Source organism: Acidiferrobacterales bacterium (assembly GCA_028820695.1).
GTDB lineage: Bacteria > Pseudomonadota > Gammaproteobacteria > Arenicellales > JAJDZL01 > JAJDZL01.
In genome coordinates this window covers 1-12,995 of sequence record JAPPIB010000023.1, presented here as the reverse complement: position 1 = coordinate 12,995, position 12,995 = coordinate 1, and the positions used below count along the sequence as shown (strand labels likewise).

At 52.2% G+C, this 12,995-nt stretch carries 10 protein-coding genes; 3 read left to right on the top strand and 7 right to left on the bottom strand.

Annotated features, from left to right (window positions below):
- Positions 1 to 19 precede the first annotated feature (19 nt).
- The gene (gene bamE / locus OXI60_02960; GenBank protein ID MDE0308778.1) at positions 20 to 382 is read left to right on the top strand and encodes an outer membrane protein assembly factor BamE; all 363 of its coding nucleotides are present in this window, start codon (positions 20 to 22) and stop codon (positions 380 to 382) included.
- A gap of 116 nt (positions 383 to 498) precedes the next feature.
- On the opposite strand, the gene OXI60_02955 is transcribed toward bamE, so the two are convergent.
- Positions 499 to 843 carry a histidine triad nucleotide-binding protein gene (locus OXI60_02955; GenBank protein MDE0308777.1) on the bottom strand — a complete coding sequence of 115 codons (345 nt, stop codon included), beginning with the start codon at positions 841 to 843 and terminating at the stop codon, positions 499 to 501.
- 373 nt (positions 844 to 1,216) lie between these two features.
- Here OXI60_02955 and OXI60_02950 point away from each other — a divergent pair, with 373 nt between their 5' ends.
- Positions 1,217 to 2,218, top strand: a complete 1,002-nt coding sequence (locus OXI60_02950; protein ID MDE0308776.1) for an oxidoreductase — start codon at positions 1,217 to 1,219, stop codon at positions 2,216 to 2,218.
- Positions 2,219 to 2,357: 139 nt separating this feature from the next.
- Positions 2,358 to 4,334, top strand: coding sequence for a hydantoinase/oxoprolinase family protein (locus tag OXI60_02945; protein MDE0308775.1), 1,977 nt, complete (start codon positions 2,358 to 2,360; stop codon positions 4,332 to 4,334).
- 23 nt (positions 4,335 to 4,357) lie between these two features.
- On the opposite strand, the gene OXI60_02940 is transcribed toward OXI60_02945, so the two are convergent.
- The 6 genes from OXI60_02940 to proX form a co-directional block, all read right to left on the bottom strand.
- Positions 4,358 to 5,791 (bottom strand): D-aminoacylase, encoded by a 1,434-nt coding sequence (locus tag OXI60_02940; GenBank protein MDE0308774.1) that lies wholly within the window; start codon positions 5,789 to 5,791, stop codon positions 4,358 to 4,360.
- Positions 5,791 to 7,815 (bottom strand): ASKHA domain-containing protein, encoded by a 2,025-nt coding sequence (locus OXI60_02935; protein MDE0308773.1) that lies wholly within the window; start codon positions 7,813 to 7,815, stop codon positions 5,791 to 5,793. Before OXI60_02935 ends, OXI60_02940 begins: the two co-directional genes overlap by 1 nt.
- A gap of 89 nt (positions 7,816 to 7,904) precedes the next feature.
- Positions 7,905 to 8,780 (bottom strand): dihydropteroate synthase, encoded by an 876-nt coding sequence (locus OXI60_02930; GenBank protein ID MDE0308772.1) that lies wholly within the window; start codon positions 8,778 to 8,780, stop codon positions 7,905 to 7,907.
- 89 nt (positions 8,781 to 8,869) lie between these two features.
- Positions 8,870 to 9,562 (bottom strand): B12-binding domain-containing protein, encoded by a 693-nt coding sequence (locus OXI60_02925; protein MDE0308771.1) that lies wholly within the window; start codon positions 9,560 to 9,562, stop codon positions 8,870 to 8,872.
- A gap of 393 nt (positions 9,563 to 9,955) precedes the next feature.
- Positions 9,956 to 11,521 (bottom strand): trimethylamine methyltransferase family protein, encoded by a 1,566-nt coding sequence (locus tag OXI60_02920; protein ID MDE0308770.1) that lies wholly within the window; start codon positions 11,519 to 11,521, stop codon positions 9,956 to 9,958.
- Positions 11,522 to 11,673: 152 nt separating this feature from the next.
- Positions 11,674 to 12,675: a glycine betaine/L-proline ABC transporter substrate-binding protein ProX gene (proX, locus tag OXI60_02915; GenBank protein MDE0308769.1), complete on the bottom strand. Its 1,002-nt coding sequence runs from the start codon at positions 12,673 to 12,675 to the stop codon at positions 11,674 to 11,676.
- Between the last annotated feature and the right edge of the window lie 320 nt (positions 12,676 to 12,995).

The following is a 12,995-nucleotide window of genomic DNA, read 5'->3' as shown; positions in this document are numbered from 1 at the left end:
CTATTTCAATAAGATAATCGTGTTATTTTATAAAAAACATTATGTGTTGTGTATTGCGCTCGCAGGCGTGATTGTGTTGGCTGGCTGTGCGATCCATCGACCGGACATCCATCAGGGACAGATTGCAGAGGCTGAAGACATCACAAAAGTACAAGTCGGAATGACCAAGGAGGAGGTGCAGAGTATTTTGGGTACGCCCCTATTGGTCGACACGTTCAATCCGGATCGATGGGATTACGTGCTGCTGATCGTCGGTAATCCGCGAAGTGAGGTATTCAAGGAGCGAGTGACAATCTTTTTCGACAATGACGGCGTCGTTAAAGTTGAGCAGGTCGGTAAAGCACAGCCCGACGAGGAGGGCACGGAAACGCAAACTGAATGATCAATTAAGCGAATATGACTCGTCATCCGAGTACATGCCTGGATATTGAGTTTTTTTCAGTTCCCATTTATACGTCTCCGACCGAGGATCCTCATTGAGTCGGAGACCAGCCAACCCTACCCCATGCGTTGCATCTGGCGTCCACCCATCAGGTGCATGTGCAGATGAAATACTTCCTGGCGTCCATCAGAGTTACAGTTGACGGTAAGGCGATAGCCACTTTCGTCGACATCGTGTTCGTTTGCAAGTCTTGCAGCAACCGAAAACAGCCTGCCGAGCATCGGCTCATCGTCTTCGGCTATATCGTTCACGGTTGGAATCACTTTTTTGGGAATGATCAGAAAGTGTACAGGCGCTTGCGGTGCAATATCACGAAAAGCCAGCACCAGATCATCCTCATAGACGATATCTGCCGGAATCTCCTTTCTGATAATCTTACTGAAAATTGTTTCCTCTGCCACGGGACGCTCCTAGTTCGTTCAAGATCAGTTCATCAAATCCCAAATTATAGGAAACATGGCGATGCCTATCTCACTGGTTGAATGTCGCCTCCACTGACCCGGACTATGGGACCTTGTCGCACACCCAAGCCGAAGTGCGCAACCCGGAGCAACTGCCATGCTCGTGCCCTCGAAATTGTTATTCGGCAACCCATAAGCTGAACAGGTACCTGACAGACAGATCGGTGTTGGTTGTGTGCGTTACGTCGATAACGTACTATAAAATACCGCATGCTATTGAGATTTCGAATTAATTCTGGAACCATCGATTCAGATTCGACCTGTTTCCTTGCATCGAGTTTCCGACCCAACCCCAAAATCTAAGGAGAACAAAATGGAATCGTTCCGCAGTTACCGTATCAGCCAAGGCGAAGATAAATCCATATCTGCGAATTTCACGAACATGTCGGTCGACGAGTTGACTGATGGCGATGTTGTAATCAAGACAAGCTATTCGACGATCAATTTCAAAGATGCCCTTGCTGCCACCGGAAAGGGACGAATTCTGCGACAGTATCCACTGAATGGCGGAATTGATCTGGCAGGCAAAGTCGCCGCTTCGAATGATGCGCGCTACAAGGAAGGCGACTCTGTACTGGTCGTGGGTTGTGGATTGTCTGAAATTCACGACGGGGGTTACTCCGAATACGCCAGGGTTCCAGGTGATTGTGTTGTGCCAATGCCTTCAGGGTTAACGGAATATGATGCGATGGCATTCGGCACTGCCGGTTTTACCGCGGCAATCGCTGTGATCAGAATGGAAGATAACGGACAGATTCCCGAACGCGGCCCCATTGTTGTGACCGGTGCAACCGGAGGGGTGGGAAGTTTCGCAATCAGTATGTTCTCGGGTTTGGGTTACGATGTCATCGCGTTGTCGGGGAAGAAACAACATGAAGATTATCTTCGGACACTTGGGGCCGGCGAACTGATCGATCGACATAGTCTCGATATGGGTGACCGACCTTTGGAGAGAGCCCAGTGGGGTGGCGCAGTTGACAATGTAGGCGGTGATATTCTAGGTTGGCTGACCAGAACCGTCAAGCCTTGGGGCAATATCGGATCAATTGGACTTGCCGGTGGAGTCGGCTTCAAGACGACAGTGATGCCTTTCATACTCAGAGGGGTGTCTGTGCTCGGTATCAATTCGCTTGAGATGCCTCGGGAAGTCCGAGACAAGGCATGGGAGCGAATGTGTTCGGATCTAAAACCCGCAGACATGAATCTGATTGTAAAAGAGGTCGTTGATTTCGAAAACCTTCCCGCTTCGTTTGATCAATTCATGGACGGATCGATTGTTGGGCGCATCGTGGTGCGAATCAAGGGAAGCGACTGACCCGATTGGTTTCAGTCGGCGGAATTCTGTTTTTGCCTGATGCCTGTGCGATTCCCTGGACTCACGCGCCCTGTATCCGATCTGACATCAGGTCCCATAGAGAATCTGATCGTCTCCTGATCTATCTGGCTGACCGACTATGCGCCTCGGAATCGACACAGGCGGAACCTATACCGACGCGGTCCTGTATGACAACGATATAGGGGTGGTTCGAACCGCCAAGACACTGACCACACATTATGATCTATCGGTCGGAATCCGCGATGCCATCAATCGAATTGATTGCGCTGAGCAACCGCTCTCAGAGTGTATCACGGTCACTGCAATTTCAACTACCCTGGCTACGAATGCCATAGTGGAGGGACGCGGCGGGTCTGTCTGTCTGCTGCTGATCGGGCATAAGCCGGAATCCCTGAATCGGGCACAACTGAATACTGCCCTGCGTGGAGACCCGGCAGTCTTTCTGAATGGCGGACATACCGCCCATGGCGACGAGTCGCAACCGATCGACCTGCAACAGGTTGAAGCTGCGGTAGCCAAGTATGCGAACTGTGTTTCTGCATTCGCCGTCGCAGGCATGTTTTCTGTCCGGAACAATGCGCATGAGATCGCTGTCAGGAACCTTATCATGCAACTTTCCGACCGGCCGGTCACTTGCAGCCATGAGTTGACAGCGAATCTCGATGCCCCGCGCCGCGCGACTACCGCGGTTCTGAATGCACGGCTGATCGCTCCAATCGCTGAATTGGTTCAGACGGTTTCCACAGAGCTCGAAGTTCATGAAGTCAGCGCTCCCCTCATGGTCGTCAAGGGAGATGGCTCGATGATCAGTGCAGAAGTCGCCAAGGTGCGGCCGGTAGAAACCGTGTTGTCCGGCCCGGCGGCCAGCATTGTAGGTGCCAGCAGACTGTCGGACTGCGATGTCTCAATCGTCTCGGACATCGGAGGCACGACAACAGACATCGCAATCCTTAGTGGCGGGGAACCCAGAATTGATCACAAAGGTGCGCACATCGGCGGGTTCAAGACATTCGTTGAAGCCGTTGATGTCTACACGGTGGGCTTGGGTGGGGACAGTCAGGTCTCGTTTGCCAGTCCGATCGAAATAGGCCCGAATCGCGCCATGCCCATCTGTTCTCTCAGCCACCAACACCATCCAGTCGTCGAAACCCTGAAAGAACAGTTGAAGCGTAACCCACAGGAATATCAGGGATGTTTCCTTACTCGCCGCAGATCAACTGTGGATGTCCAGAACCTCAGCAGAATTGACAAGAAATTATGGGATTTGCTCGAAGACGGACCTGTCAGTTGTGAAGAACTTCTCCGGGACGGACGGATGCTGCGTGCGTTCAACCGACTTCGCACCCTGGACCTGGTGCAATTGTGTGCGTTCACACCGACCGACGCCCTGCATGTACTGGGCATGATGGATCGATGGTCTGTAGAGGCGGCGACACTCGCAGCCCAACTCTGGACCAGGGGTTTTGCCAATGGCATGGAAGCGAATTGGGACAGCCCGGAGCGCTTCTGCGAAGAAGTGATCGAAGCGGTGATTCACAAGTCCTGCGAATCACTGGTTATGGCAGCAGTTCGCTCGGAGTCGACGCACTCCAGTCCGGTGAAAACCAGTGACTATCTTCTGAACAAGGCGATATCCAAGTCTGGTTCACAGTTGGTCGACGTGAAGTTAACCCTCAACGGAACACTGGCGGTGGTGGGCGCACCTGCATCGCCGTTTTATCCTGAGGTAGCCTCGCGGCTGAATCTCCCGTGTGACATACCTGAATACTCGAATGTCGGGAATGCCGTAGGCGCTGCCGCCGGCGATGTGTCCCAGCGCGTGTCAGGACTGATCACGTCACCGGCAGAAGGAGTCTACCGCATACACACTCCGAGCGGAGTTCAGGATTTTTCCGACCTCGAAAAAGCTGCTGATGTGGCAATTGAGGAACTCGAATCACTTGCCCGAGTTCGTGCAGTATCGATGAATCCGGAAAAAGCGAGTATCGATGTCTCACGCAATGACAACATCATCAACGGCCTTGGAGGGCACAAGGTCTTCATCGAGTCCCAGATCACTGTTTCAGTTTCAGGACAGGTGGGTGCCCGTCGGTGAGAACGTAGGAATCAAGATATCGGTCAAGCGGCGCGCGACAAAAGCATGCCGGGACGACTTCCAGTCCATTGGCAGTCTTCGTAGACCAGTTCACCATTGACGAAGACCCATTCAATCCCCGCTGCCGGCTGTAACGGATCTTCGAAACTGGCCCGGTCGATGACTGTTTCAGGATCGAATACGACTATGTCTGCACACATGCCTTTGCTGATAAAGCCTCGGTCGGCGATTCCAAAGGTGTCCGACGTATTGCCGGTCATGCGCGCAACTGCCTCCTCCAGTGAAAATAGCCCAAGGTCCCTGCTGTAGTGTCCCAATACGCGAGGAAAAGTTCCCCATAGACGCGGATGTGGAAAACGATCACTGGGCAATCCATCAGAGCCGATCATCGCCCCTGGAAACTTCAATACCCGCTGAAGATCCTCCTCATCCATCTGAAAATAGATGGCACCTGCAGGAGACAGCAAATCAACAGCTTCAGCGGTGCTGACGTTCCAATTCTCACAGATTTTCTCCAGTTCCATTCCGCTGCATTCAGGATGAGGATCAGACCATGTAATCAGCACACGATCTGCCTTGCTCAGGTACTGCGGAAGCAAAGACGTGGAACTGGCGACATAAGGGTAGACATCAAAGTTGAGTTGAACGGACTTCTTTGCTGCCTCAATCTGCGGCAGTGTTTCGCAGGTCCTGCCGAAATTATTCTTGCCACAGGTCTTGTGGTGGGAAATCACAGTACTGATGTCCGCCTCCCGGGCAACCCGAACCGTCTCTCCAATCGAAAGATGCACATCATCACTTTCGTTGCGCATGTGTGTAGTGTAGATTCCGCCAGCCATGGAAGCTCTTTTCGCCAGTGCAATGACTTCCTTTTCGGAGGCTTGGATCGACGGTGGATATTCAAGCCCGGTACTGAACCCGCTCGCGCCTTCTTGCATGGCTGCATCAACCAATCTTTCCATCTGAACAATTTCCTTTGCGGTCGCTGGGCGATCCAAACGGTCCATCGTTGAAACCCGCAACGTCGAATGCCCGACAAGCATCATGGAATTGACGGCCGCAGGCTCATTGCGCAACTCACTGACGTAGGCGGCGGTGGTGCCGAACCGATACCATTGTCTGTCACCCAATAGATTCAGGGGAGGAGGTGGGTCGACGTTCGCAAGCGGAGCGAGACTGACGCCGCAGTTTCCGGTGACGACTGTTGTCACCCCTTGACTGATCTTGCAGGACATGTCCGGTGAGGACAACAGCACACGATCATCGTGAGTGTGGGCGTCAATGAATCCAGGTGCGACACATTTGCCTTGCGCATCCAGCAATCTGATCGCTGCAGTATCTGGAAATTCACCGACACCTGTAATTCGGCCTTTGTCGACGACTACATCAGCAATTCTTGATTCGCCGCCGGTACCGTCAATAACCCGGCCACCGCTGATCTTGAGGTCAACCGCCATCAGCCTTCCCGATTGGCGGCTCGTCGTCGTCTTCGACGCTGACCCGACTGGTGATCCGATGAACCTGCCGATTTCGGCAAATCCACAACCTTGCCGAGCTGCGGGAACGAAGCTGACCGATGTGGAATGGCCATCGCCTCGACGAAGTAAGTCTGAAAGCTAGGTTCTACCGCGGTTTCGACTTTTTCGATGTTGCGGACGACCTGGCGTATCTCGCTTCGGGAGTTACGGTCCAGCAAGGCAATCCGTGCTCCGGTTCCGGCAGCATTTCCCGCCGAGGTGACCTGACTCAGGTCACAGTCCGGGATCATGCCCAGCACCATTGCATACTTGACGTCGACATGACTCCCGAACGCGCCGGCCAGTCGAATCACGTCGACCTGTTCCAAAGCCAGACGGTCCATCAGCAGACGAATTCCGGCGTACAAAGCGGCCTTTGCCAGTTGAATCGCACGGACATCATTCTGCGTGATGACAACTCGCGGAGCGGTATCCTGAATCACATAGGAGAAGGTACGGCCATCGGCAATGATTCGCTCACTTCGGGCCGAAAGGCCACCCTGAATGACTCCGTCAGAATCGATCACTCCAGCCAGGTACATTTCTGCGATGGCCTCAATGATTCCTGAACCGCAAATTCCGGTTACTCCAAAATCCCTGATTCCGTCCTCGAATCCCTCCTGTGTTGACCACAGATCACATCCGATAACCTTGAACTTTGGAACCAAGGTTTCCTTGTCAATTCGCAATCGTTCGATGGCACCCGGTGCCGCACGCTGACCACTGCTGATCTGAGCCCCTTCGAAAGCCGGTCCGGTGGGACTGGATGCCGCAACCAGTCGGTTGCAATTTCCCAAGACAATCTCTGCGTTGGTGCCGACATCGACAAGAAGCATGTTATCCTGACTGAGGTATGGCTGTTCGGACAGCACCATTCCGGCCGCATCAGCTCCGACATGGCCTGCGATACATGGCAGAATGAAAGCGCGCGCATTCGGATGAAGGGAAAGATCCAGTTCGTTCGCCCAGATGCTGACGGACTCGTCGGTCGCCAGGGCGAACGGTGCGCCGCCAAGCTCGATCGGACTGATCCCCAACAGCAAATGCTGCATCACCGGATTGCCGACAAATACGAGATCGAGAATATCCTCGACCTCAATGCCATGGGCTTGCGCTACATTTTCAGATAGTTTCTGAATTGCCCGGCGCACTTCATCAGTCATTTCCTTTTCGTGTCCGGGATTCATCATCAGATAGGAAACCCTGCTCATCAGATCCTCACCAAATCGGATCTGCGGATTCATCACGCCAGCCGATTCGACAACCTGACCGCTTGACAACTCGCAAAGATGTGCGGCAATCGTAGTGGAACCTACATCAATCGCCAATCCGTAAGCCTGATCCCTGAAGCCGGGCCAAACGGCAACGATCTGTGAACCGTCATGCACCGCGGCGGTAACCTTCCACTCGCCCTCCCGCAAGGCGCTTTGCAACTGTTGAATTTGCTTTAAGTCGCAAGAAAGATTTTCCAGCCTCCAATCAAACTCCAGTGCGTCTTTCAAGCGCTGCAGGTCGCCCGACGGATCGTGCATGTTCGGTTCCTGCACCTCGACATAGTACATTCGAACGACAGGATTCAGGTTGATTGCATGCACTTCAGCGCGTTTTCTCACAACCTGACGATGAACCTGACTCTCCGGAGGGACATCAATCACCACATCCCCTAAAATCTGGACTGAACACCCCAATCTGCGTCCGTTCCGCAGCTCGTGAGACTTGGCGTACTCCGTCTCAACCGCACTCAGCGAACTCAGGTGCTCGGTTCGAGACTCAACGCCATGCTTGGCGAAAGCGCCAGTGCTCAATTCGATCTGACAGCGTCCGCACATTGCGCGACCGCCACAGACCGAATCCAAATCCACACCCAGTGAACGTGCGGCCTGAAGGATTGTTGTACCTTTTGGGAACCGACCCCGCCGCCCGGAAGGGGTGAATACCACCATGGAATCAGTATTCTGCGTCATCCTGGGTCAACCTTGAAATCAGGACTCAATTTCAGAAACTTAACGGTCGGAGGTGTTTGCCGACAGCCGAGGACAGCGAGTCTCGACAACTAGTGCACCGCCCTTCGTCTTCGGGCTCGATTACGGCGACTGGCTCTCTCTACGCTGTCAAGATCACCAATCGGTTCGCGGAATTTTGCAATCCACGTCCGACATTCCCGATCGGTGCCCGTCATGACATTGGCAGCCATGATGGCATTCATGATTTCGGGATGTAACGGGCTGGTGATTGCCGAGGTCATTCCAGCACCTATGGCCATTGTCAGGAACGCTGCGTTCAAACCTTGACGATTCGGCAATCCGAAACTGATATTGGAAGCGCCACAGGTCGTGTTCACCTTCAGTTCAGTGCGTAGTCTGTGAACGATATTGAACACCTGACGACCGGCCTGGCCGATCGCACCGATCGGCATGACAAGCGGATCGACAACCACATCACAGCGAGCAATTCCATAGTCCTCTGCCCTTTCGACAATTTTCTTTGCCACTTCATACCGTACATCAGGGTCTTCCGATATTCCGGTTTCGTCGTTTGAAATCGCGACAACTGCAGCGTCATATTTCTTGACCAGGGGCAACACCGTTTCCAGCCGCTCTTCCTCTCCGGTCACAGAATTCACCAACGGGCGTCCTTTGTATACGGCCAATGCGGATTCCAATGCAGCGACAATGGAAGAATCCAATACCAGAGGAATATCAGTCAGCGACTGAACAAGTTGAACCACTTCGGCCAGTATCTTGGGTTCATCCGCCAGAGGAATGCCGGCATTGACATCCAGCATATGTGCTCCGGCCTGAATCTGGGCTAGAGCATCCGCTTCAACCCGACTGTAATCGCCGAGAGCCATTTCAGCCGCCAAAAGCTTTCTTCCCGTTGGATTGATTCGCTCGCCAATTACGCAAAACGGTTTTTCGTAACCGATCACAACCGTTTTTGTCGGTGATGATAAAACGGTTTCAGTCATAGCCGGGGGATAGGGTCGGGAGAGAGTAAAACTGAAGAGAAAGGTCTTGATCAGCTTGCCGCCCGAAACTGAGCTACCAATTCCTTACAGGATTCTACAGCGACAGCCGCATCACGACAGTAGGCATCTGCTCCGATTGCATTTCCGAACTCTTCGTTCAGTGGGGCTCCACCAACAACAACGATGTAATCATCCCGGTTACCCTGTTCGACCAAAGTGTCGATGACAACTTTCATATAGGGCATCGTCGTCGTCAGCAATGCGGACATTCCCAATAGTTCGGGTTCGTGCTCCTCAAGTGCGGAAAGATAGTTTTCGACGGGGTTGTTTATTCCCAGATTGATCACTTCAAATCCAGCACCTTCAAGCATCATCGCGACCAGGTTCTTGCCGATGTCATGGATATCGCCCTTGACGGTGCCGATGACCATCTTGCCAATAGTGGGCGCGCCAGTTTCTGCAAGAAGTGGGCGTAGAATTGCCATCCCTCCTTTCATGGCGTTTGCTGACATGAGAACCTCTGGTACAAAAAGTATTCCGTCACGGAAATCAATACCAACAATCCGCATTCCCTCAACCAAGGCATCCTGAAGGACCGCATAAGGCTCCCATCCCCGGCTCAGGAGGATATGGGTTCCCTCTTCGATTTCCTCTTTCAAGCCGTCATACAGATCGTCGTGCATCTGCTCAACCAGTTCGTCGTCAGACAATGATGAAAGATCAATATCGTCTATGTTTTCCATAATTTACGGACCAATTAAAGATGGGCATCGTGGACAAATCAATCCAAGCGAAGTAATTGAGATTGTAATTTCAGTTCATGACAAGAATTCGGCGTATTTTACTCTGAATCAGATGAATTCAAGTCAAGTTTTTCCGCATAATTCAAGTTCATTGTACGTCACGAAAATTATATGCCCGGCGAAATGCCAAACCGCATAATACTATGTGAATTACCAATGGAATTAGCACTGAAACAGGTCATACCGTCTACCGAAAAGTCGAGTTGAACCAGTCAATGCGCGTGGCCTCAAAATGAATGAATCCTGCACTGGAAGCTGGTCATGCAACTCTTCGAAGGATATTGGGTCATCACAATGTGCGGGACTCGGCGCGCGGTTCATCATCCGTCGCTGTCAGTATCGTTGATTCAACTCATCAACTGCCGGAATTTCACGTTCCCTTCGGGCGATGAAATCCAGCAGGGCTTCATCGACAGAATCCTCGAGTTTTGGTTCCTCGTACGCGTTGAGCAATTCACGGGCCGCTTTCAAGGCTCGTTCAGTGACCTCAACCTCACCATTTGCATACCATTGCTCGAATGTTGAATTGTCAAACAGCTTCGGCATGAAAAACGCATCCTGAAAGCGCCGGAGCGTGTGAGGGTGTCCAAGGTAGTGACCTCCGGGTCCGACATCAGAGACGGCATCCACCGCTTCATCGAAGTCGCTCCAATCAATCCCTTGTGCCATGCGGTACCCCATGGCGCATTGCTCGACATCAACCATGAATTTCGCCACAGAACAGTGCATGCCAGCCTCATTCCAGCCCGCTGAATGCCATACATAGTGTGCGCCGGAAAGCAACGCTGCCATCATGGTCGAAGCGCTTTCGTAACCAGCCTGCGCATCAAATGTCTTGGCACCGCCCAATGTATTTGAGGTGCGCCACGGTATGTTGTAATGCCTGGCAAGCTGACCGATCATGAAATTCATCAGGCTGATTTCCGGGGTGCCCGCCATCGGTGCGCCGGATTGCATCGATACAGTCGAAAGGTAGTGTCCGTAAATCGCCGGACAGCCTTTTCTCACGACCTGCGTATAAGCGAGGGCTGATAAAGCCTCAGCATTCAGCTGTGCCACCGCTGCCGCAGTCGATGCAGGCGTATTGGCACCGCCCAATACAAACGGTGAACACAAGATGGGTTGGTTTCGTCGATTGAATGCTCGCATCGCACCGAGCATGGTCTGATCCCAAAGCAGAGGTGAATTGCCGTTGCAGTTGCCGGTTATGACAGGGCGTGTTTCCAGGAAGTCCTTTCCAAACAAGATCTCACACATGTCCAGAACGTCCTCGGCATTTCGTTCCGATGTCGTCATTCCCATGAATGTCTTGTCGGAGTACTTCATGGATGAATAGGTGATTCTCAAGTGGCGATGTGCAACAACATGATCCATCGGCTCCACAATATGGTGGCATGTTGAATGCAGTGAAGGGGCCATGTGAGACAGTTTGTGGAACATGGCCAGATCGTCAAGCGTTGGCGCACGTCGTCTGTCGTCGAGATCCCTGAGATAAGGCGCACCTGCCATGGGAATCAGCATTGCGCTTTTGTCACCAATCCTGATGCTTTTCTCAGGGTCGCGTGCGTGGTAGGTGATTTCAGACGGGATTGTACTGATCAACTCGGTTACCATGTCCCGATCGAGATGAACCCGATCACCGTCCCGAATATCGGCACCTGCGCGTTTCCAGTCGGCTACTGCCACAGGATCACGAAATACGACACCCACATTCTCGAGGATATCCATCGAAGCGCCATGGATTCGGGCAATCTGCTCGGCGGACAGGGGCTCAATTCGAGGAATTCCATATTCAAGTGCCGGAAGCATCGCCTCGCGCACATCTTTACGGATTTTCTTTCTTCGGGAACGTCCGACTCGTTGATTCAGCAGTCCGTCGTTAGTCTGGTGCTGGTTCATCCGCCGTGTCACTTATGCGAATTTGATCTTTATCCGCTTGGTTGGCGAACCCTGTTCGAGACGGTTCGCTGCAGTGATTGACAAGTTGGGAGCGGCAAAACCCAAAAATTACAGGGAGAGCGAGTGCCCGCTCTCCCCGCAAATGCAACAGTTCAGCCTCCTGCGGCTCTGGCCTCAGCTACCCAACTGTCGAATGTTGCCTGATTGGCACTGATCCATTCGTCAACATGTCGAGCGATGTCTGCTACAGAGTCTTCGCCATCGCGCATCTTCTTGTTTTGTGCAGACACTTCATTGATGTCCAGTTTCGCAAGTTCAAACAACTTCGCTGCAGCCGGATTGGCGTTCAGAAAATCGTTGTTTGCGACCACACGAAGACTGTTGACCTCAAAGCCCAGTTCCATGCCCATGAACTCAGTGTTGGCTTCGCGGCCGTCCGGCAAGGATGAGTATGGAACCTCAATCCATTCAACATTATCACCTGGCACGAGCACTCCGGATACCCAGAACGGTGTCCATGTGTAATAGATGATCGGGTCGCCCGCCTCTTCCAAGGCAATCGTTTCGGCGATGATTGCGCTGTATGCGCCCTGGTTATGTGTGACCGTGTCCCGAAGACCGTATTCAGTGAGATGGTGCTCAATGACTCGCTCGCAACCCCAGCCGGGAACACACCCTGCGAGGTCAGCCGTTCCGTTTCCATCGGCGTCGAATCTCTTTGCGACTTCCGGATCTTTCAGGTCACCCAGATTGGTGACGCCGGCTTCGTAAGATGCCTTGTCAACGAGGTAACCTTGGAGCGCACCTGCGATGAACTCGCCGACTTTCGTCATTGTCTCTTCGCCACCCGATTCATTGAAGAATACCAGGTGCAACGGGTCCCAATGTACTGCCGTGAAGTCGCCATCACCTGTGCCAAGCGCAAGATGGATAGTCTGGTACTCGACTTCCTGTGGGTCTGCAACTTCATAACCAAGCTGTTCCAACGCCCGATAAATGATCTGATGCTGAAATTTCTCTTCAAGATTCACACCTTCAATAGGTCGAACCGTAACACCTTTTCCCGGCATGGACTCAGCGGATACTGTATTCGCACCGAACACAACCATCGAGATTGCCAAACTGCCCAGAATGATTCTCTTAAAGTTAGACACTTCAATTTTCTCCTATATTCCCGATTGATGAAATTCTTACGCTTGCCTTCGGGAAGTATCGGCAAAGCTTAGAAAAAATTTTATGACATTTTACCCTGAAATCTCTTTAGACAAGTCAAAAACAAGAAAAGCCCTGCCGGTATAATAGGTTACATACTTAAACCGTTTCACCCAATGGGTGAAACAAAACCAAAACACAGACAGGGCAAGATTCATGAAAATTGTACCACACCGACGCGAATCGACCGACGCGAATTTCACCTCCGGGTGTGCGTCTAAATATTTCAATTTCTTTAAAATGAGGCATAGGCTAAGGCAGG